This window comes from Corynebacterium imitans (assembly GCF_000739455.1).
GTDB lineage: Bacteria > Actinomycetota > Actinomycetes > Mycobacteriales > Mycobacteriaceae > Corynebacterium > Corynebacterium imitans.
Window position 1 is genome coordinate 920,525 of record NZ_CP009211.1, and the last position, 23,858, is coordinate 944,382.

19 protein-coding genes and 1 tRNA gene are annotated in these 23,858 nt (G+C 66.5%); 15 read left to right on the top strand and 5 right to left on the bottom strand.

Annotated elements, in window-relative coordinates; all coding sequences use genetic code 11:
• Positions 1-44 precede the first annotated feature (44 nt).
• Entirely contained in the window at positions 45-1,487 is a 1,443-nt protein-coding gene (locus CIMIT_RS04265) for a DUF4185 domain-containing protein (protein ID WP_051904793.1), read from the bottom strand.
• Between the two features lie 177 nt (positions 1,488-1,664).
• On the opposite strand from CIMIT_RS04265, the gene fdnG reads away from it, so the two are divergent.
• Genes fdnG through nrfD form a run of 3 tightly spaced genes read left to right on the top strand, consistent with a single transcriptional unit; the run spans position 1,665 to position 7,040 of the window.
• Positions 1,665-4,934, top strand: a complete 3,270-nt coding sequence (gene fdnG, locus CIMIT_RS04275) for a formate dehydrogenase-N subunit alpha (protein WP_231910346.1) — start codon at positions 1,665-1,667, stop codon at positions 4,932-4,934.
• 6 nt (positions 4,935-4,940) lie between these two features.
• A complete protein-coding gene (locus CIMIT_RS04280) occupies positions 4,941-5,951 on the top strand; it encodes a 4Fe-4S dicluster domain-containing protein (RefSeq protein ID WP_038589632.1) in 1,011 nt (336 codons plus the stop codon).
• Positions 5,952-7,040: an NrfD/PsrC family molybdoenzyme membrane anchor subunit gene (nrfD, locus tag CIMIT_RS04285; RefSeq protein WP_038589635.1), complete on the top strand. Its 1,089-nt coding sequence runs from the start codon at positions 5,952-5,954 to the stop codon at positions 7,038-7,040.
• On the opposite strand, the gene selD is transcribed toward nrfD, so the two are convergent.
• A complete protein-coding gene (selD, locus tag CIMIT_RS04290; RefSeq protein ID WP_038589637.1) occupies positions 7,037-8,029 on the bottom strand; it encodes a selenide, water dikinase SelD in 993 nt (330 codons plus the stop codon). The two genes, nrfD and selD, sit on opposite strands and share 4 nt — an antisense overlap.
• 24 nt (positions 8,030-8,053) lie before the next feature.
• Here selD and CIMIT_RS04295 point away from each other — a divergent pair.
• From CIMIT_RS04295 to CIMIT_RS04310, 4 genes are all read left to right on the top strand, one after another.
• Positions 8,054-8,148, top strand: a tRNA-Sec gene (locus tag CIMIT_RS04295).
• 25 nt (positions 8,149-8,173) lie between these two features.
• Positions 8,174-9,466: an L-seryl-tRNA(Sec) selenium transferase gene (gene selA, locus CIMIT_RS04300; protein WP_038594030.1), complete on the top strand. Its 1,293-nt coding sequence runs from the start codon at positions 8,174-8,176 to the stop codon at positions 9,464-9,466.
• Positions 9,466-11,220: a selenocysteine-specific translation elongation factor gene (selB, locus tag CIMIT_RS04305; protein ID WP_038589640.1), complete on the top strand. Its 1,755-nt coding sequence runs from the start codon at positions 9,466-9,468 to the stop codon at positions 11,218-11,220. Before selA ends, selB begins: the two co-directional genes overlap by 1 nt.
• Positions 11,221-11,328: 108 nt before the next feature.
• Positions 11,329-12,393, top strand: coding sequence for an HNH endonuclease (locus CIMIT_RS04310; protein ID WP_038589644.1), 1,065 nt, complete (start codon positions 11,329-11,331; stop codon positions 12,391-12,393).
• Here CIMIT_RS04310 and CIMIT_RS04315 read toward each other — a convergent pair whose 3' ends face one another.
• Positions 12,394-13,461, bottom strand: a complete 1,068-nt coding sequence (locus tag CIMIT_RS04315) for a hypothetical protein (RefSeq protein ID WP_038589647.1) — start codon at positions 13,459-13,461, stop codon at positions 12,394-12,396. It abuts the gene before it with no gap.
• Between the two features lie 67 nt (positions 13,462-13,528).
• Positions 13,529-14,446 carry a DUF808 domain-containing protein gene (locus CIMIT_RS04320; RefSeq protein WP_038589650.1) on the bottom strand — a complete coding sequence of 306 codons (918 nt, stop codon included), beginning with the start codon at positions 14,444-14,446 and terminating at the stop codon, positions 13,529-13,531.
• Positions 14,447-14,726: 280 nt separating this feature from the next.
• On the opposite strand from CIMIT_RS04320, the gene CIMIT_RS04325 reads away from it, so the two are divergent.
• From CIMIT_RS04325 to CIMIT_RS04360, 8 genes are all read left to right on the top strand, one after another.
• Positions 14,727-16,331, top strand: a complete 1,605-nt coding sequence (locus CIMIT_RS04325; RefSeq protein ID WP_038589653.1) for a peptide ABC transporter substrate-binding protein — start codon at positions 14,727-14,729, stop codon at positions 16,329-16,331.
• A gap of 105 nt (positions 16,332-16,436) precedes the next feature.
• Positions 16,437-17,363: an ABC transporter permease gene (locus CIMIT_RS04330; RefSeq protein WP_038589656.1), complete on the top strand. Its 927-nt coding sequence runs from the start codon at positions 16,437-16,439 to the stop codon at positions 17,361-17,363.
• Positions 17,356-18,336, top strand: coding sequence for an ABC transporter permease (locus CIMIT_RS04335; protein WP_038589659.1), 981 nt, complete (start codon positions 17,356-17,358; stop codon positions 18,334-18,336). Before CIMIT_RS04330 ends, CIMIT_RS04335 begins: the two co-directional genes overlap by 8 nt.
• Positions 18,333-20,036 carry an ABC transporter ATP-binding protein gene (locus CIMIT_RS04340; protein ID WP_038589662.1) on the top strand — a complete coding sequence of 568 codons (1,704 nt, stop codon included), beginning with the start codon at positions 18,333-18,335 and terminating at the stop codon, positions 20,034-20,036. Before CIMIT_RS04335 ends, CIMIT_RS04340 begins: the two co-directional genes overlap by 4 nt.
• A 112-nt stretch (positions 20,037-20,148) precedes the next feature.
• Positions 20,149-20,769, top strand: a complete 621-nt coding sequence (locus tag CIMIT_RS04345) for an ECF transporter S component (RefSeq protein ID WP_095066757.1) — start codon at positions 20,149-20,151, stop codon at positions 20,767-20,769.
• Positions 20,770-22,095 (top strand): ABC transporter ATP-binding protein, encoded by a 1,326-nt coding sequence (locus tag CIMIT_RS04350; protein ID WP_038589668.1) that lies wholly within the window; start codon positions 20,770-20,772, stop codon positions 22,093-22,095.
• Complete coding sequence (locus CIMIT_RS04355) at positions 22,092-22,853, top strand: energy-coupling factor transporter transmembrane component T family protein (protein WP_038589671.1); 762 nt, start codon at positions 22,092-22,094, stop codon at positions 22,851-22,853. The genes CIMIT_RS04350 and CIMIT_RS04355 overlap by 4 nt, the downstream gene beginning before the upstream one ends.
• Positions 22,854-23,321, top strand: a complete 468-nt coding sequence (locus CIMIT_RS04360; protein ID WP_051904794.1) for a nucleoside/nucleotide kinase family protein — start codon at positions 22,854-22,856, stop codon at positions 23,319-23,321. It abuts the gene before it with no gap.
• Here CIMIT_RS04360 and CIMIT_RS04365 read toward each other — a convergent pair.
• Positions 23,318-23,854, bottom strand: a complete 537-nt coding sequence (locus CIMIT_RS04365; RefSeq protein WP_038589675.1) for a ribonuclease FAU-1 family protein — start codon at positions 23,852-23,854, stop codon at positions 23,318-23,320. The genes CIMIT_RS04360 and CIMIT_RS04365 overlap by 4 nt on opposite strands.
• Positions 23,855-23,858: the final 4 nt, after the last annotated feature.

Genomic DNA, 23,858 nt, shown 5'->3' on the forward strand with positions numbered 1-23,858 from the left:
GCCACCTTCCGCGGTGGTGCCGGGGGCGCTTTTGCGTGTTGGCTTTAGATGTGGAGCATCTGGCGCAGCTGCGGCGGCAGCATGTCGCGCCAGAACGGGAAGGACATGGCGGCGATCGCGGCGATGCCGCCGAGCACGCCGACGATGGTGACGATCTTCTCGGTGGTCTCGTCCATGCCGGAGCTTAGCGAGCTGTTGCTGGCGCTCCTTCCATCTGCGCCCGGGATGTCGTTGGCCACGGGAGGCTCCGGCAGGGCGGGCAGGGATGCAGCGTCGATGCCGTAGATCTCGTCCAGGCCGCGGACGTTGAACTGAGTGGCCATGTAGCGCTTGTGGGTGCCAGTGTTCCACTGCGAGATCACCACGTCCAGATTGTCGATGGTCGAGCCTGGGACGATGTAGCCGCCGTAGGGCTGCGACCAGTTGCGCGGGGACTGCGGGTTTGCCCAGCTGCCGTTCTTAGCAATCGTGGTCACCGGCACGTCGTTCCAATTGCGGGCGATCTCATCGGAAATGCGGACCTCGATCGCCTCGGTCTCGTTGTTGAAGATCACGAGCACCCAGTAACCCTGGATGTAGCGCAGGTTCATCTCGCCGGCCTGCATCCGGTGATCGATGATGGGCGCGTAGTAATCGCCCCATTCGCCGGAGCCCGGGTTGAACAGTTCCCACTTGTCGCGATCGCCGATGTCCTCGATCTTGAAGCGGGAGAGGTACACGTTGTCCTTACGCTCGAAAGAAGACATCACTACGTAGATGTAGCCGTCCGGGCCCTGCTCCCAGCTGATCATGTCGCCCAGGCCGTTGAGGTAGTTGTGGCTGGTGTAGCCCACCGAAGTCCAGCGCTTGCCGCGCGAATCAGACTTCCAAATCTGGGTGTTGCTGACGTTGTGCAGACCACGGTTCCACATGCCCTGCATGTACAGGGTGCCGTCGATGTTGATGATGTCGGAGGGGAGGAGCGTGAAGTCTTTCTCCGGCGCATAGCTGATCAGCGGGCGCACCCGGTTGCCATCGTTGAGCGGGCTGGAGACTTGCACGAAGCCGTCCTCGTCCAAGTGGCCGACAAGGCCCGTCGGGCTCATCCAGTCCCCGTCGAAAACCGTGCCGCCGGTGAAGGAATCGCCGAAGATCATGGCGAACTTGCCCTCACCCAGCGGTGCCATCACACCAAGGTCGGTCGCGCCCATGCCGACGCCCTGCGACCAGGTGCCGAGGATGTCGCCCATCACACGCACGGTTGCGCCGCCCGGCATCTTCACCGCGTCCTGGGTGCCAACCTGGTTTTGCTGGTAGTGGAACTCGACACCGTGTTCCGCAGCGTACTGTTCGGAGAACTCGGCCGAGGCGTCCGGGCCCGAACCGAAGACTTCTCCATTCGTGTCTTCGTCGGCACCGGCACCTGGTGCAGCGACGGTGAGGGAGAGCGCAAGAGCGCTGGCGACGGTGGTGCTACGCAGTGCGCGGCGGCGGGAAGAAGTGTGCATGCTCACTCGGTTCAGGCTTGAAAGATAAGAATGTGTTCGGGGCTGCTTGGGGTTAGCACACTGAATGTATCAAAAGTCGTCCATATATGTAGCGCGAGATGTGTGCGAGAGTGAAAACAGCTGGCGGCGCGCTGGAAAAACTCGTGGTTGAGGGCGATCTCGGCTAGGGTAAGGGGCATGTCTCGTTTTAGTCCCCTGAACTGGCCAGTTGTGCGCCAGATGCGAGACGGTGACCTTTTCGCCCGTGGTGAGAACACCGAATCGCACAAGAGTAAGACGATGCAGGGCCGGATTGAAGATGCGGACCGCGTCGTCAAAAGCGTCTGCCCGTACTGCGCCGTCGGCTGTGGCCAGCGCGTGTACGTCAAGGACGAGAAAGTCATCCAGATCGAGGGCGACCCGGATTCGCCCCACTCGCGCGGTCGCCTGTGTCCGAAGGGCGCGGCCTCCGAGCAGCTGGTCAACGCGCCCGGTCGCTTGACTGAGATCCTCTACCGCGCACCGGGTGCCACTGAGTGGCAGACTCTGGACCGCGACACCGCACTGGACATGGTGACCGACCGTTTCCTGGAGGCGCGTAAGAACGGCTGGCAGGACTTTGACGAAGAGGGGCGCGCGCTGCGCCGCACCATGGGCATTGCTGGCCTGGGCGGTGCCGCGATGGACAACGAGGAAAACTACCTGATTAAGAAGCTGTGGACCGCTTCTGGCGCGGTGCAGATCGAGAATCAGGCCCGTATATGACACTCCTCCACGGTTCCCAGTTTGGGATCCTCGTTTGGACGCGGTGGCGCAACCCAGCCGCTGCAGGACATGGCCAATGCGGACTGCATTGTCATTCAAGGCTCGAACATGGCCGAGGCACACCCGGTCGGGTTCCAGTGGGTCATTGAAGCCAAGGCACGTGGTGCCCGGATCATCCACGTCGACCCGCGGTTTACGCGAACGTCGGCAGTGGCGCACAAGCACGTGCCGATCCGCGGCGGCAGCGATGTTGTGCTGCTGGGCGCAGTGATCAACTACGTGCTGCAGAATGACCTGTACTTCGAGGAGTACGTCAAGGCGTTCACCAACGCTTCGACGCTGATCAGCGAAGAATTCCAGGACACCGAGGACCTCGACGGGCTGTTCTCCGGCTACGACCCGGAGACCGGCGCTTACGACAACTCGACCTGGCAGCCGCAGAAGAACTGGGACGCGCAGGTCTCGTGGGACCACAAGACGGATCCCACGCTGCAGGACCCGAACACGGTCTTCCAGATCCTCAAGCGTCACTACTCGCGCTACACCCCTGAGGTGGTGGAGCAAGCCTGCGGTATTTCGCAGGAGGACTTCTACTACCTGGCGGACTCCATCGTGGAAAACTCCGGGCGCGAGCGCACGACCTGCTTCGCCTACGCGCTGGGCTGGACGCAGCACACCATGGGTGCGCAGTTCATCCGCACGTGTGCGATCCTGCAGCTGCTCATGGGCAACGTGGGGCGACCGGGCTCCGGTATTATGGCGCTGCGTGGTCACGCCTCGATCCAGGGATCGACGGACGTGCCGACGCTGTTCCACCTGCTGCCCGGCTACCTGCCGATGCCGCAGGCAACCGCGCAGACCTGGGACGAGTACCTGGCCGCGGTGTCCAAGCGCGACCAGAAGGGCTTCTGGCAGAAGGGTGACACCTACGCGGTCTCCCTGATGAAGACCTACTGGGGCGACGCTGCCACCGAGGAAAACAACTGGGGCATGGACCTTATGCCGCGCCTGACCGGCGCGCACTCGACGTACCACACGCTGCAGTTGATGGATCAGGGCCTGGTTGACGGCTACTTCGTCTTCGGCCAGAACCCCGCGGTGGCGCAGTCCAACGGACGCATGCAACGTATGGCGCTGTCCAAGCTGAAGTGGATGGTGGTGCGCGACTTCCAGGAGATCGAGACCGCGACGTTCTGGAAGGACTCCCCGGAGATCAAGTCCGGTGACCTGGTCACAGAGGAGATCGATACGGAGGTCTTCCTCTTCCCGGCCGCAAACCACGTGGAGAAGGCGGGCACGTTCACGCAGACGCAGCGCATGCTGCAGTGGCGCTTCAAGGCGAAGGACGCCCCGGGCGATGCTGATAGTGATCTGCAGTTCTTCTACGAGCTCGGCAAGCGCATCAAGGAGCGCGTGAAGGACTCGACCGACCCACGCGACTTGCCGCTGCAGAAGATCACCTGGGACTACGACACCGACGAGCACGGCGAGATCGACCCCGAGTCGGTGCTGCGCGAGATCAACGGCTACTACCTGGAGGGCCCGCGCAAGGGCCAGCTGGTGGACAAGTTCGCTGATCTCAAGGCCGACGGTTCCACCTCCTCCGGCTGCTGGATCTACTGCGGAGTGTTCGCAGGCGATGTGAACCGTTCCGCCAACAAGCGCCCGAGCTCCGAGCAGGACGAGATGGCGCTGGACTGGGGCTGGGCGTGGCCGATGAACCGCCGCGTGCTGTACAACCGCGCCTCGGCCGACGAGGACGGCAAGCCGTGGTCGGAGCGCAAGAAGCTCGTCTGGTGGGACGAGGACGCGGAGAAGTGGCAGTCCAACGACGTCGTCGACTTCCCCGTGGACCGAGCGCCCGGCTTCAAGCCGGACCGCGACGCGGTCGGACCTGCGGCCCTGGCCGGCAACGATGCCTTCATCATGCAAAACGACGGCCGCGCGTGGCTGTTCGCGCCGACCGGCATGGTCGACGGCCCGATGCCGACACATTACGAGCCGCAGGAGTCGCCGTACCCGAACGTGTTGTACGCGCAGCAGCAGTCGCCGTCGCGCATCGTGATGCGTGGGGAAGACAACCTCTCGGCACCGAACTTCGGCGAGCCGGGTACGGAGGTCTACCCGTACATGCTCAACACCTACCGGTTGACTGAGATGTACACCTCGGGCGCGATGACGCGCACGCTGCCGTTCCTCGCGGAGCTGCAGCCGGAGCTATTCTGCGAGGTCTCGCCGGAGCTGGCGCGCCGCGTCGGGCTGGAAAACGGCGAATGGGCGACGATCATTTCGCCGCGCAACGCCATCGAGGCCCGCGTGCTGGTCACCGAGCGCATCAAGACGCTCACGATCGGCGATGCCACCTTCGAGCAGATCGGTATGCCTTTCCACTACGGCCGCGGCGATTACGCCGAGGTCTCCGGTGATGGGCCGAACGACCTGCTGGGCATCATGCTCGACCCGAACGTGAACATCCAGGCCTCTAAGGTCTCGGCGGTGGACATCCGCCCGGGCCGTCGCCCGCGTGGCGCGGATCGCGTCGCGCTGGTGCGCGAGTACCAGAAGCGCGCAGGTTTGGATCAGGACACAGGGACAGTGCTTCACGACGGGGCGTCGTCCGAAGCCATCCGCCAAGGCCAAGGCGAAACCTCGGCCGCGAAGGACGATCCCACCAAGGACAACATGTCGGACCAGGAAGGGTAGGGCCAGTTGCAGACAACAAACCGGATTACTGAATCGCCCGCCAACGTGGGCTATGACAGGGACAACCGCAAGGCGTTTTTCACCGATACTTCCATCTGTATCGGCTGCAAAGCCTGCGAGGTGGCCTGCAAAGAGTGGAACCGCAACCCGCAGGACGGTGAGTACGCCCTGTCCGGCATGTCCTACGACAACACCGGTGCGCTGGGCGCGGACACCTGGCGCCACGTTGCGTTTATCGAGCAGAGCGAGGAGCAGATCGCGCAGGCGCGCGAGGAGGGCAAAAAGCTCGTCTCCCTCGGTATGCCGAACATGCCGGGGGCGGAGGCGGAGGCACCTGAAGAATCGCAGACCAAGCTGCCGGACACCCCGGATTTCCGCTGGCTGATGTCCTCGGACGTGTGCAAGCACTGCACCAATGCCGGCTGCCTCGATGTGTGCCCGACCGGTGCGCTGTTCCGTACCGAGCACGGCACCGTCGTGGTGCAGGATGATGTGTGCAACGGCTGCGGGACGTGCGTAGCAGGCTGCCCCTTCGGCGTGATCGAGCGCCGCTCCGACGGCGGGGTGCAAAAGCGCAACGAGCGCTTTAAGCAGGGCGAAGATTTCACCGTCGGCGAGGTCGCGCCGATCAAGAACGTCGGCGTGGCGCAGAAGTGCACCATGTGCTTTGACCGGCAGCAAGTCGGGGAGGGGCCGGCGTGTGCGAAGACATGCCCGACCAACTCGATCCAGTACGGCACCTACACGGAGATGCTGGCTAGGGCGAAGGCGCGCGTGGCCGAACTCCACGCCCAGGGACTGACCGAGGCTCGCCTCTACGGCGCGAACAGCGAGGACGGCGTCGGCGGCACCGGTTCGATCTTCCTGCTTCTCGACGCCCCCGAGGTCTACGGCCTCCCGCCAGACCCCGAGGTGCCCACCGCGAACCTGCCCGAGATGGCCAAGCGCGCCGTCGTCGCAGCAGCGGGCCTGGTTGGTGCCGCGGCAGCAGCATTCGTGATTGGAGGCGGAAAGTAAATGGCAGACTTCGACGCATTCCGACCGCCGGAAGCCCCCCGCGGCCCGCGCCGCAAGGACAGGAAGGGCCCGCGCGGTAAGAAGCAGCGCCGCGGCGAGGAGCTGATGGTGCCGCGCGCGGAGTTCGCGCAGTACGACTCCTACTACGGCCGCCCGATCGTGAAGTTCCCGCCCTGGGAGTGGCCGATTGGCGTGTACCTTTTCCTCGGCGGCGTCGCGGGTGGTTCCTCGCTGCTCGCCGTCGGAGCGGGCGCGACCGGCAACCGCGAGTTGCAGCGCAACACCCGGCTCACGGCAGCCGTTGCCGCGGCTGTCGGCTCCGGCTGCCTCGTGTTGGACCTGGGCCGACCGGAGCGCCTTTTGAACATGTTCCGCGTGTTCAAGCTCTCCTCGCCGATGTCTGTTGGGTCCTGGATCCTCGGCTCCTTCTCCAGCGCGGCGGTGACTGCCGCAGCTGCGGAGGCAGACACCTTAACCGGTGAGCGCATCCCGCTGCCGGCACCCGCGCGCAAGGCACTGCACGCGCTGGCCACCCCGATGGGCGTGTTCTCCGGGCTCATGGGTGCGCCGCTGGCCGTTTACACCGCGGTGCTGCTCGGCAATACCTCGGTGCCGATGTGGCAAGGCGCGCACAAGCAGCTGCCCAGCTTGTTTGTGTCTTCGGCTGCGTGCGCGTCCGCGGGCGTGGCGCTGGTGACCACCTCGACCGCCAACAACGGCCCGGCCCGGGTGTTGGCGGGGGCGGGCGCGGTGGCGGACGTCGTGGCGTCGAAAAGCGTGGAGCGCGCTCTCGACGATCCGCTGCCGGAAACGATGCAGGAGGGCAAGGCTGGCCGCATGCTCAAGGCAGCCGAGGCGCTCGTCGTCGCCGGTGGTATCGGCGCTGTTTTGGGCGGCAAGAACCGCGTCATCGCGGGGCTAAGCGGTGCGGCGCTGGCCACCGCTTCCTGCCTGACGCGCTTCGGCATCATCGCTGCGGGCAAGCGCTCCACCGAGGACCCGAAGTACGTGGTCGAGCCGCAGCGCAACCGCTTGCGCGCCCGCCAGGAGGCCGGCCAGGTCGGCGACTCGATCACGACCGCGCGCTAGCGCACCCGCACCCGCCCGGTGCCCTCGGTGGTCTCGCCGATGACGGGGTAGCCGGGCACCTCGCCGATGACCAGCAGGCCGCCGGAGGTCTGCGCGTCGGCGAGCAGCAGGAGGTCGTCGTCTCCCACACCGTCCGCGTCGACGTGCGGGCGCACCCAGTCGAGGTTGCGCTGCGAGCCGCCGGGGATGAAGCCTTTGTCGAGGGTGTCGCGCGCGCCGTCGATAAGCGGGACCTTCGTGTGGTCAATCACCGCGTCGATGCCGGAGGCGCGCGCCATCTTGAACAGGTGGCCGAGCAGCCCGAAGCCGGTGACGTCGGTCGCCGCGCGCACGCCCGCCTCGACAGCGGCCCGCGAGGCGTCGCGGTTGAGCGTGGTCATCACCTCGACTGCCTGCTCGAACCACTCGCCGGTGGCCTTGTGGCGGTTGTTCAAAAGACCCGAGCCGATCGGCTTGGTCAGCGTGATTGGCAGGCCGGGGGCGGCCGCATCGTTGCGCATCAGGCGGGCCGGGTCAATCGTGCCGGTGGCCGCCATGCCGTAGATCGGTTCGGGCGCGGAAATGGAGTGGCCGCCGGTCACCGAGATGCCGGCCGCGCTCGCGCCGTCGAGCCCGCCGTGCAGCACCTCGCGGATGAGTTCCTGCGGCAGCACATCGCGTGGCCACCCGAGCAGGTTGATGGCGGTAATCGGGGTGCCGCCCATCGCGTAGACGTCCGAAAGCGCGTTGACGGCGGCGATCTTGCCCCACGTGTACGCGTCGTCCACCACCGGGGTGAAGAAGTCGGCGGTGGAAATCACAGCGAGGTCCTCGCGCACGCGGATGGCGGAGGCATCATCGCCGTCGTCCAGGCCGACGATCACGTTTGGGTCGTTCACACCGACCAGGCCCTTAACGGCGTCCTCGAGTTCGCCGGGCGGGATCTTGCAGGCGCAGCCCCCGCCGACAGCAAACTGGGTGAGACGGATTTCTGGGTTCGTAGTGCTCATGGGGCCTATGGTAGCGTTTTGCGCGGAGGCGTACGCGTCCTGGTGGGCGCCCCAGTCTTCAAAACTGGTGAGGCCGAGTAGCTCGGTCTGGCAGGTTCGATTCCTGTCCGTCTCCGCCACGCGCTTTTTAGGGAGGACACGAGTTTGAGCGATCCGCGCCGCAACATCCCAGGTACCGATACTTTGCTTGCGCTCGTGCCCGCGTCCCCGCTCGCCCCGCACGCGCTGAAGGCTTGTGCACACGAGGTGCAGGCTGCTTGTCGACGCGGCGAGCTCCACCCCGACGATGCCGCCGAACACTTCCTGAGCCTGATCAACGCCGGCGCGACCACGCTCACACCCGTCTTGAACGCCACTGGCGTGGTGGTGCACACCAACGTCGGTCGCGCAGCGCTCGGCGAGCTTGCGGTCGACGCGCTGGTTCATGCTGCGGGCTACGTGGACGTGGAGATGGACCTAGAAAACGGGGTGCGCTCACGCGATAGGGGTGCCGGCGCGCGCGAGGCGCTTTTGGCGGCCTGCCCTGCGGCCGAGGACGCGCTGGTGGTAAACAACGGCGCGAGCGCGTTGCTGCTGGCCACAGCCGCGCTCGCCGAGCACGGTTCGGTGGCTATCTCGCGCGGCGAGCTCATCGAGATCGGCGCCGGTTTCCGGCTGCCCGAGCTCATCGAGTCCGCTCACGTGAAGCTGGTGGAGGTCGGCGCGACCAACCGCACACACCCGCACGACTACGAGCGGGCCGCTAGTGATCCGTCGTTACGCGCGATCCTGAAGGTGCACCCCTCGAACTACCGCGTCCACGGCTTTACCGCCGAGGCGAGCGTCGCGCAGCTGCGCCAGATCGCGGATGCGCACGACCTGTCGCTGATCGTGGACACCGGCTCCGGCCTCCTGCGCCCGGACCCCGCACTGCCGGACGAGCCGGACGCGACAACCGCACTTGCCCACGGCGCCGACATCGTCCTGTTCTCCGGCGACAAGCTGCTCGGCGGGCCGCAGGCGGGCGTCATTTTGGGCCGCGCGGAGGCCGTGGCGAAGTTGCGGCGGCATCCGCTGGCGAGGGCGGTGCGCGTCGATAAGCTGCGCCTGGCCGCGCTCGAGGCGACGGTGCGGGCGGCGGAAACACCGACCTCGGCCGCGCTGCACGCGGACCCCGACACGCTGCGGGCGCGCACACAAGCGCTGGCCGAGCGTGTGGGCGCGCCCGTGGTTGGGCACGACGGGCGCGTCGGCGGCGGGGGAGCGCCCGGCGTGCCGCTGCCTGGGTACGCGGTCGCGCTCGATCCTGTACTTGCTGCCCCCTTGCGCAGGCGACGGCCGGCGGTGCTCGGGCGCGTCCACGACGGGCAGCTCCTGTTGGACCTGCGGTGTGTGCCCCCGCACCGCGACGAGGAAATCGCGCAGGCCGTACTCGAGTGCGCGGAGGGGGAGCGCTAATGCCGTACGTCATCGCCACTGCGGGCCACGTTGACCACGGAAAATCCACCCTGGTCAAGGCACTCACCGGGATGGAGCCTGACCGCTGGGAGGAGGAGCAGCAGCGCGGGCTGACCATCGACCTGGGCTTCGTGTGGGCGAAGCTGGATACGTTGGACGTCGCGTTTGTCGACGTGCCGGGCCACGAGCGCTTCATCGCCAACATGCTCGCCGGCGTCGGCCCAGCGCCCGCCGTCCTTTTTGTTGTCGCGGCCGACGAGGGCTGGATGGCCCAGTCGCGCGACCACGCGGCGGCGATCAACGCCTTCGGCATCTCCAACGTGGTCATCGCGATGACCCGCGCGGACCGCGCCGACGCGCAGCGCAGGGATGAAGTGCGCGCCGAAATCGGCCGGGAGGTCGCGGGCACCACGCTCGCAGGCGCGCCGATCGTCGAGGTTTCCGCGCACACCGGCGAGGGCGTCGATTCACTCGTCGCCGCCTGCGTGGAGATGCTGCGCGCGGCACCTTTACCTGATCCCGCCGCGCGCGTGCGTTTTTGGGTCGACCGCGCTTTCAGCGTCAAGGGCGCGGGCACGGTGGTCACCGGCACGCTGACCGCGGGCACTATCCGCCCCGGCGACACGCTGCGACTCGGCTCACGCGACGTGAAAGTCCGCAGCATCCAATCCGAGGACGCACCCGTCGACGCCGCCCGTCCCGCCATGCGCGCCGCACTCAACCTGCGCGACATCAGCGCCGAGGAGGTGCGCCGCGGCGACGCGCTGTGCACCCCCGAGGCGTGGGAGCACACTTCGCTTCTCGACGCCCACGTCACCACCGGCACACCCGCCACCGCACTCCCACACGAAGTCCACGCCCACCTCGGCACCGCCCAGGTCACGGCGAAGATCCGCCCCTTCGGCGAGGACTACCTGCGCCTTATTTTGGAGCGCCCGCTACCGGTCACGCTCGGCGATACGCTCGCCCTGCGCGCCCCCGGTGCCCAGCACATCCTCGCCGGTGTGCGCGCCGTGGACGTCGACCCGCCCGAACTGCCGCGCCGCGGCGACGGACGCCGCCGCGCTGCAGAATTGCCGACACTTCCCAACCTCTCCCACGAGATCGCCCGCCGCGTCGCGGTCACGCCTGCGCACCTGGCCCGCCTCGGCTTTCTGGTGCCAGGGGAGCCGCCGCAGGGCACCATCGAGTTCGCCGGCTACTGGATCCGCGCCACCCAAGTCATGGAGTGGAAGCGCGCACTTTTGGACGCGGTCGCGCAGCACACGCGCCGCGATCCGCTCTCGGCGGGGCTCACCGCGGGCGCGGCCGTGGACAAGCTCGGCCTGCCGGATCCGAAGCTGCTGCCGCTTGTCGCCGCCGCAGCGAAGCTCACGCTTGCCGACGGCCTGCTCACCACCAGTGCCGCCATCGCCCCCGGCATCGCATCGCTAGAAGCGCACCTGCGCCGCGCTCCCTTCCAGGCGCCCGAGGCGGCTGATCTCGAGCGCTGGGAGCTCGGCGCGAAGGAGCTCGCCGCGGCAGAGCGCGCCGGCCGCATCATCCGGCTCGGCGCGAACCGGGACATCGTGCTGCTTGCCGACGCCCCCACCCACGCCACCGAACGCTTGCGCCCCCTCGACGCGCCGTTTACCGCTTCCCAGGCGCGCAAGGCGTGGGACACGACGCGCCGCGTGGCTATTCCGCTGCTCGAGTATCTCGACGCGGCAGGGGTGACCCGCCGCGTCGACGGCACCGCGCGAGTTTTGCGATAACCCTTATTAGACGCACGTTTTGGGGCTTCGGTTCCCTTTTGGGGCGAAAGTGGAATACTTCTCACAATTGGTTGTTTGTGCTGGTCGTGGGTGTTTATTGTGGGTGGTATGAACCTCGTAGACGCACTGATTGCCCACGACCGCGCCGGCATCGCCATCGTTGCCGACGCGGCTTCGGCGAGCGTCTCCGAGCTGGTCGCCCGCGGCATGGACCGCGACCGTGCCGAACAACTCGCGGTTGCCGCCGAAGTGTTTTACGGGTCGGTGCGCAACGCGAAGGCGCAGGCCGCCTGTGTCGCGGCGGCGCGGGAGAAAGCGCACCGGCTGGACACGCTGGCCTACATTGCGCGGTCCTCGCGCTCGCTGGACTCCGACAAAGACCGGTGGCACTACCGCCAAAAGCTTTGCGAAACCCAAGGCGATCTGCGCACCGTGGTCAAACGCGCGAAAGCCTTGAAGAAGGAACTCAAACCGCCCGCGCCGCGTGCGCCGAAAGCGTCGGTGACCTTCCACGACACAGGCTGGTCGACCGTGCACATCACCGGGCGCACCACGGATATCCTACCCGTCTACCGGGCGGCGAAAGACGACCCGCAGGCGTGGCTCAAGGACACACGCGCGGGTGGCGACGCGTCGATCACCACCGTGCTGAATATGGATATCGGCGACTTCGTCCAGTGGCGCATGCGCGAAGACGGCGAGATCGAAGTCCAGCTGACCAACGGGGAGTGGTTGCGCGGTGCAGAGCTGGTCAACCGGAAGCTGCACACGGCCGGGTACATCGCCCTGATCTCGGCAACCGACGGGCCGGTTAACCTCTATCCGGTCAAGCTTGAGCGCCACGCCACCCGGGAGCTGCGCGCGCTGATGAGCGCGGATGGTGCCACCTGCGCGTGGGCTGGCTGCAACCAGCCGGCGGATTTTTCCGAGGCGCACCACATCCAGGAGTGGTCCAAAGGCGGTGCCACCGAGATCGAGAACCTGTGCTGGTTGTGCACCTACCACAACCGGCAAAACGGCAGACCGGACCGGGGCAGGATGCAGCGGGTTGGCGGGCAGATCATGTGGCAAAGCCCCAAGGGTTATCTCACACCCCGGGGCATACAACACACCGACCCGGCACGAAGACACGCCCGGGCCGCGAACGTCCCAGCAACAGGACCGCCGAGGTAATTACGCGCGGTGGCGTCCGTGGGCCTTGCGCCCGGACGCCTCTTTGGCGCGCTTTTCGCGGCGCAAGCGGACCTTCTCCGTCTCGGTGAGGTAGTCGCCTGCGCCCTTGACATCTTTGGCAGGAATGGCGGTAAGCGGCGCTTCGGCGGGCGCAGGAGTGCTTGCAGGTTCGTCATCGACGACGCCGAACATCTCCGTCGGCGCGGCCAGCTCCTCCGGCCGGGGCCCACCCGCGAGCGAGACGTAGCGCGCCGTGTGCAGCGGTCGCAGCACGTCCTCGTCGTCGACCACGTAGTCGTGCTCGACGGTCACCGCCCAGCTGCCGTCAGGGAAATCCACGAGCGACCACGGCTGCCGCGGCCGCTCATCCGGCACACTCAGCGCCGGGACAAGTACGATGCCCTCCTCGGGATGGCCGACATCCAGCCCAGCCATGCCTTCCAACAACACTGCGCGGGCATACACCTCGGGCGCGCCCATGGACAGCGCTTCGTCGACGGCGGCGGTGATGTCCGCGGCGTCGGTGCCGTTGAAGGAGCCGAGGACGCGGCCGTCGTAAAGCGCGACAACAGTGTCATCGATGCGGTGCAGCGCCACGAGCCACTGGCCGGGGGAGAGCAGCGCGAGCTCCTCGGCGGAAAACTCCCCCGCGGAGGTGTCGACGACGAGCATGTCGCCTGGCGGCAGCACCCAGGCACCTGCCGGGGTGTCGTTGCGCGGGACGGCGAGCAGGGGCGGGGGCAGGATGACGGCGACGTCGAACTGGCCGGTCTCCGCGTTGAAACTTAAGGAAGCGGTCGTGCCGGGGCGCAAAAGCGAGCGGTGGACGCGCTCGACGTCGGGGAAGCGGGCGCGGTCGGCGGCGGGTACGGAGCCGATGACGGCACCGTTGTAGCGCACGCGCCACGTGCCGCTCAAGGGGTTCGCTTCCAGATCGACGTCGATGAAGCGTGTCGCGCGCTGCGGGGAGAAGTCTGTGAACAGGGCCGCCTGCACCACGTGCGTGAGCCGGATTTCCTCGCCCGCGCCCCAGATGGCGGGCGAAAGCGGGTAGCGCTGGAGTCCCACGGCGAATCTGGCCTCCTTGTCTCGTCCAGTGTCCTGTGTAAGTGTAGGCGCACCCCGCAGCAGGACCCTAGGAGCGCTGGGTGAGTGCCTTGACGCCGCGCACGACGGCGAGGATGAGCAGGCCGACTGCGAGTCCGAAGAGCAGCGAGATACCGGTTTCGACGAACCATCCGGCCGCGCCACCGCCGACGAGTTCGGTGCCGCGTTCGATCAGTTCGTGGGGGAGGTGCCAGCCGATGACTTCGTCGAAGCCGCGAACGATCAGGTGGCCGCCGACCCACAGCATGGCGATGGTGCCGATGATGCCGATGGCGTTGAGCACGTACGGCATGCCGTTGACGAGGCCGCGGCCGACGGCAGGGGCGCGGCCTCGGTCGATCATGCCGCGGCCGATGTCGTCGATTTTCACCAGGACCGCGACGGCGCCGTAGACCACAAGCGTGATCAAAATGCCGACGGCGACGAGCACGGCGGCCTCCATCCACACCGGCTGGTCGGCGACTTCGTCGAGGGCGATGATCATGATTTCGGCGCTGAGGATGAGGTCGGTGGTAATTGCCGACTTCACCAGCGAGTCTTCATCTTCGGGGCTCTTGTTCGCGGCGCGTTCGGCCTCTTCGTCGGCATTGCTGGTGAGCTTGTGCACGATCTTCTCGGCACCTTCGAAGCCTAAGTAGCAGCCGCCGAGCATGAGGAGCGGCACGAGCGCCCAGGGCGCGAACGCGTTGAGCAGCAGCGCGATCGGCAGGATGATGAGCAGCTTGTTGCGCAGCGAGCCCTTAGTGATTTTCCAGATCATGGGCAGCTCGCGCGCGGGCGTGACACCGGAGACATATTGCGGGGTCACCGCCGCGTCGTCGATGACCACGCCCGCGGCCTTGGCGGAGGTTTTCGCGGTCAGGGCCGCCACGTCGTCGGTTGAGGCGGCGGCGGTGCGGGCGATGAGTGCGACGTCGTCAAGCAGTGCGAGGAGGCCACCGGCCATGTTGGTTCCTTTCCTTTGGGGGCAGTGCAAGCTTAGCGACGCCACGCTGCCCCAGCCGACAGCCCCGCGCCTTTTTCGCGGCGTGACCTGTGCCTCAATGAAGTGTCTGCCAGTTCGCTGTGTGCTCGGTTAAGGAAAATTATCCGCGAGGTAAAGAAAAACTTTCCAAACGATTCCCTTTCGGCTGACAAGTGTGATGGAATGGGAGACAACCGCCCCTTGTGTGGCTTCTCACAAGCGGGTGTGGTGGATTTGGAAGAGCGACAACTAAGGAGGCGCTGTGTTGAACAAGAAGACCACAGCGATTTTGGCAGCAGGAACCCTTGCCTTTGGGCTCGTTGCGTGCGGCGACTCGTCTGACTCCGGTGCGGACGCAGCATCCGGGTCCGATAGTGCGGAGATCGGCAACGTCATCCTGGCGAACGGCTCGGAGCCGCAGAACCCGCTGATCCCGGGCAATACGAACGAGACCGGCGGCGGCCGCATCGTCGACGAGATCTTTGCTGGCCTGGTGTACTACGACGCTGATGGCGAGGTCCACAACGACCTGGCAGAGTCCATCGAGCTGGAGGGTGACAAGACCTACCGCGTCAAGCTCAAGGACGCGAAGTGGTCCGACGGCTCGGCGGTGACCGCCGAGGACTTCGTCAAGGCGTGGAACTACACCGTGGCGAACTCCCTGCTGGCCTCCTACTTCTTCGAGCCGATCCTGGGCTACGAAGAGGGCGTGGAAGAGATGGAGGGCCTAAAGGTAGAGGACGATAAGACCTTCACCATCGAGCTCGCGCAGCCGGAGGCCGACTTCCCGACGCGCCTGGGCTACTCCGCATACTTCCCGATGCACCCGTCCGCGTACGACGACATCGACGCCTACGGCGAGTCGCCGATCTCCAACGGCCCGTACAAGCTGGTGGAGTGGAACCATAACCAGGACGCAACCGTGGTGCCCAACGAGGAGTACGCGGGCGAGCGCGAGCCGCAGAACGACGGTGTGACCTGGGTCTTCTACGCACAGCAGGATGCCGCCTACGCGGACCTGCTCGCCGGCAACCTGGACGTGCTCGACGCGATCCCGGACTCGGCATTCTCCACCTACGAGGATGAGCTCGGCGACCGCGCTGTCAACCAGCCGGCCGCGATCTTCCAGTCCTTCACCGTCGGCGAGTCCGTGCCGCACTTCTCTGGCGAGGAGGGCAAGCTGCGTCGCAAGGCGATCTCCATGGCGATCAACCGTGAGGAGATCACCAGCACGATCTTCGAGGGCACCCGCACCCCGGCCACCGACTTCACCTCGCCGGTCATCCCGGGCCACACCGACAGCCTGGAGGGTGCAGAGGTGCTGGAGTACAATCCGGAGGAGGCCAAGCGCCTATGGGCCGAGGCTGAGGAGATCGCACCGTTCGAGGGCGAGTTCACCATCTCCTACAACGCCGACGGCGGGCACCAGGCCTGGGTCGACGCGGTGGCTAACTCCATCCGCAACACCCTCGGCATCGAGGCCACCGGCAACGCCTACCCGGACTTCAAGTCCCTGCGCGATGACGTGACCAACCGCACCATCGACGGCGCGTTCCGTACCGGCTGGCAGGCGGACTACCCGTCGCTGGGTAACTTCCTCGGCCCGTTGTACGGCACCGGCGCTGGCTCCAACGACGGCGACTACTCCAACGAGGAGTTCGACAAGCTGCTGTCCGAGGCGGCGAACGCTGGCGACATCGACGCAGCATCGGAGTCCTACAACCAGGCGCAGGAGATCCTGCTGGAGGACCTGCCGGCCATCCCGCTGTGGTACGCCAACGTCAACGGCGGTTCCGCGGACACAGTAGACAACGTCGTCTTCTCCTGGAAGTCGATGCCTGTCTACACGCAGATCACCAAGCAGTAACCCCTAGCTCTCGAGCTGTGCACCCCAACCCCGACCGCCGTGCGGTTCGGGGTTGTGCGCCGTAAACCGGCGTAGCTCGTCCGCTCCAAACGTGAAAGCACCAACATGCAGCGATACATCGTGCGGCGACTGCTCCAAATGATCCCCGTGTTCTTTGGCGCGACGCTGCTGCTCTACGCACTTGTTTTCCTCATGCCCGGCGACCCGGTTGCGGCGCTTGGCGGCGACCGCGGACTGACCGAGGCCGCCCGCGCCCGCATTGAGGCCGAATACAACCTGGACAAGCCGTTCCTCGTCCAATACCTGCTCTACATCAAGGGCATCTTCGTCGGCGACTTCGGAACGACGTTTTCCGGCCAGCCCGTGTCGTCGGTAATGGCGAACGCCTTCCCGGTGACCATCAAGCTCGCGCTCATGGCAATTGCCTTCGAGGCGATCTTCGGCATCATCTTCGGGTTTATCGCCGGTATCCGCCGCGGCGGTATCTTCGACTCCACCATCCTGGTGGCCTCGCTGATCATTATCGCCATTCCGTCCTTCGTCATCGGCTTCGTGCTGCAGTACCTCGTCGGCGTCAAATGGGGGCTGCTTCCGGTCACCGTCGGGCGCAACGAAACCTTTGAGGCGCTACTCATGCCCGCGGTGGTGCTGGGCGCGCTCTCGTGCGCCTACGTCATCCGGCTGACCCGGCAGTCGGTGAGCGAGAACCTGCAGGAAGACTACGTCCGCACCGCGCGCGCCAAGGGCTTAAGCGAGGGGACTGTGCTGCGCCGCCACGTGCTGCGTAATTCCATGATCCCCGTGGTGACCTTCCTCGGTGCGGACCTAGGCGCGCTGATGGGCGGCGCGATCGTCACCGAGGGCATCTTCGGCATCAACGGCGTCGGCGGCACCATCTACCAGGCGATCTTGAAGGGCGAGCCCGCCACCGTCGTCTCCTTTACCACCGTGTTGGTCATTGTCTACATCGTGGCCAACCTGCTTGTCGATCTGCTCTACGCCGTGCTCGACCCAAGGATCCGCTATGCATAACAACGCACACACAGACACCAACGCGAACCGGGCTGTGGCCCGACGCGGCCAGGAATACTTCGTCGCCGAGACAGATGAGACCGGCCTCGGCGCAGTCGACGCGGTTCCCGACGACCGCGCGCCCTCGAACCAGTGGACCGAAGCGTGGCACGTGCTGCGCCGCCGCCCTCTGTTCTGGGTCTCCGCGATCCTGATTCTGCTGGCCGTGGCGATCGCGCTGTTCCCCGGCCTGTTCGCCAGCGTCGACCCGCGCGAGTGCATGCTGTCGCGCTCGCTGAACCCCGCGGAGCCCGGCCACCCCTTTGGCTTTGACCGACAGGGCTGCGATATTTACTCGCGCACGATCTACGGGGCGCGCGCCTCTGTGACCGTTGGCGTGCTTACCACGCTGATCGTGACCCTGCTGGGCACGCTCATCGGCGCGGTCGCCGGTTTCTACGGCGGGATCTGGGACACGCTGCTGTCGCGTCTGACCGACATCTTCTTCGCCGTGCCGCTCGTGCTGGCCGCGATCGTGGTCATGTCCATGATGAAGGGACACCGCTCCATCTGGATGGTGGTCTTCGCCCTGTCGATGTTCGGCTGGACGCAGATCGCGCGTATCACCCGCGGCGCGGTGATGAGCGTGAAGAACGAGGAGTTCGTCACCGCCGCCCGCGCGCTGGGAGCGAGCAACCCGCGGATTATCATCTCCCACATCCTGCCGAATGCGGCGGCCCCGATCATCGTGTACGCCACGGTGGCGCTGGGCACGTTCATCGTGGCGGAGGCGACCCTGTCCTTCCTGGGCATCGGCCTGCCTACCACGGTGGTGTCGTGGGGTGGCGATATTTCGGCGGCGCAGGCGTCGCTACGCACCCAGCCGATGGTGCTGTTCTACCCGGCAATTGCTTTGGCACTGACCGTGCTGAGCTTCATCATGATGGGCGACGCCGTGCGCGACGCCCTTGACCCGAAGGCGAGGAAGCGATGAGCACTGCACTTTCCAACGACACCCAGCCGCTGCTGGAGGTCGAGGACCTCAAAATCACCTTCTCTTCGACCACCGGCGTGGTCGAGGCGGTCCGCGACTTCAACCTGACGATCTACCCCGGCCAGTCAGTCGCGATCGTGGGCGAATCCGGTTCCGGCAAGTCCACCGCCGCGATGTCCCTGCTGGGGCTGCTGCCGGGCACCGGCAAGGTGACCAACGGCGAGATCCGCCTCGAGGGCGAGGACCTGACCAAGCTGGATGCGAAGCAGTGGCGCGAGGTGCGCGGCAACCAGATTGGTCTGGTGCCGCAGGACCCGATGAGTAACTTGAACCCGGTGTGGCGGATCGGCACGCAGGTCGAGGAGGCCCTGCGCGCCAACAATGTGGTGGAGGGCTCCAAGCGGCACGAGCGCGTCGTCAAGCTGCTCGAAGAGGCCGGCCTGACGGACACCGAACGCCGCGCCCGCCAGTACCCGCACGAGTTCTCCGGTGGCATGCGCCAGCGCGCGCTGATCGCGATCGGCCTGGCCGCGCGCCCGAAGCTGCTGATCGCCGACGAGCCGACCTCCGCGCTGGATGTCACGGTGCAGAAGAAGATTCTGGACCACTTGCGCTCGCTTATCGACGAGCTCGGCACCGCCCTGCTGTTCATCACCCACGACCTCGGGCTCGCCGCAGAGCGCGCGGACCACCTCGTGGTGATGCACCGCGGCCGCATCGTGGAGCAGGGCCCGAGCCTGAAGATCCTACGCAACCCGCAGCACCCCTACACGAAGCGCCTGGTCAAGGCGGCACCTTCGCTGGCGTCGGCACGCATCCAGTCCGCGAAGAAGCAGGGCCTGGAGACCTCGGAGAAGCTCACCACCGGCGAGGCGGGTGAGCTCGTTGTTGAGGTGAAGAACTTGGTCAAGGAGTTCGAGGCGCGCGGCCGCAAGTCAAAGGGGCAGATGTTCCGCGCAGTCGATGATGTCTCCTTTGACATCCACCGCGGCACAACGCTTGCGCTGGTTGGCGAGTCCGGCTCCGGCAAGTCGACGGTGGCGAACATGGTGCTCAACCTGCTCGAGCCCACCAGCGGCGAGGTGCGCTTCGAGGGCAAGAACGTCAACACGCTCAAGGGCGCGGAATTGCGCGAGATGCGGCGCAAAATGCAGGTGGTGTTCCAGAACCCCTACGGCTCGCTGGATCCGATGCATTCGATCTATCGCTGCATCGAGGAGCCGCTGACCCTGCACAAGGTGGGCAACCGGAAAGAGCGCGAGGCGCGCGTGGCGGAGCTGCTCGACATGGTGCAGATGCCGCGCTCGGCCATGCGCCGCTACCCGAACGAGCTGTCCGGTGGCCAGCGCCAGCGCATCGCCATTGCGCGCTCGATGGCGCTGAACCCGGAGGTGATCGTGCTCGATGAGGCGGTCTCCGCGCTCGACGTGTTAGTGCAGAACCAGATCCTGAAACTGCTCACGGACCTGCAGGAAGAGCACCAGCTGTCTTACCTGTTCATCACCCACGACCTGGCGGTTGTGCGCCAGACTGCGGACCACATCGTGGTGATGGAGAAAGGCCGCGCGGTGGAGCAGGGCGATGCGGACAGCATCTTCGACAACCCGCAGCACGAGTACACGCAGAACCTCATCGCCTCGGTGCCGGGGCTCAACATTGAGCTTGGTACCGGCGAGGAGCTCGGCATCGACGTCGGGTAGGCTATTCGCGCACTTGAAAAACACGGGAGCTGGGCGCACGCCCGGCTGAGAATCCGCAACACGCGGTAAACCGTCGAACCTGATCCGGGTAATACCGGCGAAAGGAAGGATAATGACAAATCGTGCTGCAACCGGGACCAACTCCTGGCGCGTGATTGATATCGTCACCGCGGCCGTGCTCGGCGTGGCCTGCGGCCTGCTGTTCATGTTGTGGAATGGCGTGGGGTACGCGGGCTACAAGGCTATCGACGCCTTCACGCCCGGCCTCGGCGGCTTGTTCAACGGCATCTGGCTCATCGGTGGTGTGCTGGGCGGGCTGATCATCCGCAAGCCGGGCGCGGCGGTGTTCGTCGAGGTGCTCGCAGCCTCCGTATCGGCGCTGCTGGGCAGCCAGTGGGCGATCGAGACGCTCTACTCGGGCTTGGCACAGGGCCTCGGCGCGGAGCTGATCTTCCTCATCTTCATGTACAAGCGCTTCTCGCTCGACGTCGCCGTGCTCTCCGGCATCGGCGCCGGCGTGGGCGCGTTCGTGCTGGAGCTGTTTACCTCCGGCAACCTGGCGATGAGCCTGAGCTACAACGTGATCTACCTCGTGTGCACCTCGATCTCCGGTGCGGTACTCGCTGGTGTGCTCGGGTACTTTTTGGTCAAGGCGCTGGCCAAGACTGGTGCGCTCGACCGCTTCGGTGCGGGCCGCGAGCGCCTGCGCGCTGCGTCTACGCAGGCTCGCTAGATGGCTGCACCCGCGATTGAGGCCCGGGGCTTAAGCTACCAGTACGCCACCCGCGCCACACCCGCCTTTGAGGGCGTCGACCTGCGCATCGAACGCGGCGAACGGGTCATCCTCACCGGCGATTCCGGCTCCGGCAAGTCCACGCTGCTCGCCGTGCTGGCTGGTTTGGCCGGCGATGAGGAGGACGGACACAGCACCGGCCGCCTCACCGTCAACGGCACGGTCGGCATGGTGATGCAGGACCCGGAGGCGCAGACCATCCTTACCCGCGTCGGCGACGACGTCGCCTTCGGCGCGGAAAACCTCGGCGTGCCACGCGAGGAGATCTGGCGGCGCGTGACCCGTGCCCTCGACGCGGTGGGGCTCGACGTGCCGCTGAACCACAACACCGCGCACCTCTCCGGCGGACAGAAACAAAGGCTCGCGCTGGCGGGCGTGCTCGCCATGGGCGCGGACATCCTCATCCTCGACGAGCCGACCGCTAACCTCGACCCGGCCGGCCGCGACGAGGTCATCGCCGCCGTGGAGCGCGTATGCGCCGCAACTGGTGCCACGCTCGTCGTGGTGGAGCACCGCCCGCGACCGTGGGCCCACCTGGCCACGCGCGCGTATCGGCTGGGGGCGCAAGGGGTGGATGAGGTTGGCGTCGATAAGCTGCCCGGGGCTCCGGAACTGCCGCCTGCGCGCGGGGTGCGAGGCGACGTTTCGGCGCTGACCACGCGCGGAGTGCAAACGCGTGTGGGCCCGCCGCGTGACCTGCGCATCCCGGAGGGCGCGTCCACCGTGATCACGGGCCCGAACGGTGTGGGCAAGACGACGCTCGCGCACGTGCTGGCGGGCCTCGACGCTCCGCGCGCGGGCGAGGTCGTCTACTCCGAGTCGATCCGCCGGGGGCTCGAGACGCCGGCGATCAAGTGGAAATCGGCGCAGCTCGCAGAGCGGATCGGCTTCGTCTTCCAGGAGCCGGAACACCAATTCGTCACCTCGACGGTGCGCGAGGAGATGGCCCTGTCCGGGGCGCCGCAAGCGCGCATCGACGAGCTTCTCGCGCGCCTGAGACTCGACCACCTGGTTGGCGCGAACCCGTTCACCCTTTCCGGCGGGGAGAAGCGGCGACTGTCGGTGGCGACGGCCCTGGTCAACGCGCCGAAGCTTGTGCTTTTCGACGAGCCCACGTTCGGCCAAGACGACCGCACCTTCGTGGAGCTGGCAGGGCTCATCCGTGAGCTGACTGAGCGCGGGGTGACCGTCGTGTCGATTACGCACGACGAGGCGTTTATTGCCTCGCTCGGCGACCACATCATCCACCTGGAGGCGACACAGTGAACCTGCTGGATGGAATTAACCCGGTGACCCGTATTTTGGGGCTGGCGCTGCTGACCACGCCCCTTCTGGTGAGCATTGATTGGGTCTCTGCCACCGTGGCGATCGTGGCGACGCTTGTGGCCGCGCCACTGTGCGGGGTGAGCTTCCGGCGTCTCGCGCGGCGCGGCTGGCCGCTTTTGCTGCTCGCGCCGATCGCGGGCATCCCGATGGCGCTCTACGGGCAGTCGGGCGGTGAGGTCTACTTCGACTACGGGCTGATCCAAGTCTCCGAGCTGTCGGTCTCGCTCGCATGGGCGATCACGCTGCGCGTGCTGGCGGTGGCGCTGCCGGTGGTGGTGCTCTCGGCCGACGTGGATCCGACGGATTTGGGCGACGGGCTCGCGCAGGTGCTGAGGCTACCGGCGCGTTTCGTGCTTGGCTCGGTGGCGGCGCTGCGCATGCTCACGCTTCTGCGCGAGGACGTCGAGGCGATGCGCCGGGCGCGCCGCTCGCGCGGAATCGCGGATGCCAACCGGGTGCGCTACGCCTTTTCGCTGGCCTTCGGGCTGCTCGTGATGTCGCTGCGGCGGGCCGGCAAGCTTGCCACGGCGATGGAGGCGCGCGCTTTCGGGCGCGCGGGCGAGCGCACGTGGGCGCGCGAATCGAAAATGCGCACGCGCGATTGGGTGGTGCTCGCGGTGTGCGTCGTGCTCGCGGCGGTCGCGCTGGGTGCGGCGTGGGCGACAGGCGAGTTCCGCCCGGTGTGGGCGGTGTCCTAAGTGCCCTACACGCTGCTTATCGACGGCCCCTCCGGCGCAGGCAAGACCACGCTGGCCAACCAGATCGGTGCCGCTCTTGGCATCCGGGTGGTCCACCTCGACGACTTCTACCCGGGGTGGTCCGGGCTTGCCGAGGGCGCGGCGATGGTCGCGCGGGACGTGCTCGATCCACACGCGCCTGGCTACTGGCGCTGGGACTGGGAAAACGATAGGCGAGGGGAGTGGGTTGAACTCGACCCGGGCTCGGATGTGATAGTTGAGGGGGTGGGGGCGGTCACGCGGGCGTCGATAGGCAAAGCGCGAAAGCGGGGCGCGGTGGACGCGCTGTGGGTGTACGCGGACGCGGGCTTGCGCAAAAAGCGCGCCCTTGCGCGCGATCCTTACTACGCCGAATTCTGGGACATGTGGGCCGCCCAGGAGACGGCGCTGGAACGAGTGCCGGCGGACGTGACGGTGCGCAGGGTTTAGCCGACGGGGGCGAGCTCGACCTCTTCGGCCCAGGTCAGCTCGATGCCGAGGGCGCGCAGCCACTCCATGGCATCGTCGTCGTGGCGGGTGATGCCCTCGACTGCGCGCAGGGTGACGTCCATGGCCTTTTCGGCCTCCTCGGCGGTGATGAGGCCGGCGGAGCAGGCGGCGGCGAGCTCGTCGATGTCAAGCACGTCGATCGGGTTGCCGGTCAGCGATACCAGGTCGACGTAGAGGTCCCGCGTGCGCCACACGCCGCCGTCAACGTTGATGTCGGCGACGTCGAAGTAAAAGTCCTGGTCCTTTTCCGCGCCCTCACGGAAGTGAAAGATGTTAGCGCGCAGTCCCAGCTCTGGCAGCAGCCAGCTCTCCAGGTAGCCGAACTGCGGGTGGTTCGCGCCGCGGGCCATGTAGAGGCCGAAATCCGTGACCTTGAAGGTGTCGACCTCGCGCAGGAACCCCTTGGGGTCGGTGTTCGTCTTCGACGCGGTGTCGAAGCTCTCCTGCTTCACAGGGTGCAGATCGGCGCTCATGGTG

Bases quoted from the DNA above. Each gene is read 5' to 3' on its own strand.
- CIMIT_RS04265 (WP_051904793.1), bottom strand. From the start codon at position 1,487: ATGCACACTTCTTCCCGCCGCCGCGCACTGCGTAGCACCACCGTCGCC.
- nrfD (WP_038589635.1), top strand. From the start codon at position 5,952: ATGGCAGACTTCGACGCATTCCGACCGCCGGAAGCCCCCCGCGGCCCG.
- selD (WP_038589637.1), bottom strand. From the start codon at position 8,029: ATGAGCACTACGAACCCAGAAATCCGTCTCACCCAGTTTGCTGTCGGC.
- selB (WP_038589640.1), top strand. From the start codon at position 9,466: ATGCCGTACGTCATCGCCACTGCGGGCCACGTTGACCACGGAAAATCC.
- CIMIT_RS04310 (WP_038589644.1), top strand. From the start codon at position 11,329: ATGAACCTCGTAGACGCACTGATTGCCCACGACCGCGCCGGCATCGCC.
- CIMIT_RS04320 (WP_038589650.1), bottom strand. From the start codon at position 14,446: ATGGCCGGTGGCCTCCTCGCACTGCTTGACGACGTCGCACTCATCGCC.
- CIMIT_RS04330 (WP_038589656.1), top strand. From the start codon at position 16,437: ATGCAGCGATACATCGTGCGGCGACTGCTCCAAATGATCCCCGTGTTC.
- CIMIT_RS04335 (WP_038589659.1), top strand. From the start codon at position 17,356: ATGCATAACAACGCACACACAGACACCAACGCGAACCGGGCTGTGGCC.
- CIMIT_RS04340 (WP_038589662.1), top strand. From the start codon at position 18,333: ATGAGCACTGCACTTTCCAACGACACCCAGCCGCTGCTGGAGGTCGAG.
- CIMIT_RS04345 (WP_095066757.1), top strand. From the start codon at position 20,149: ATGACAAATCGTGCTGCAACCGGGACCAACTCCTGGCGCGTGATTGAT.
- CIMIT_RS04350 (WP_038589668.1), top strand. From the start codon at position 20,770: ATGGCTGCACCCGCGATTGAGGCCCGGGGCTTAAGCTACCAGTACGCC.
- CIMIT_RS04365 (WP_038589675.1), bottom strand. From the start codon at position 23,854: ATGAGCGCCGATCTGCACCCTGTGAAGCAGGAGAGCTTCGACACCGCG.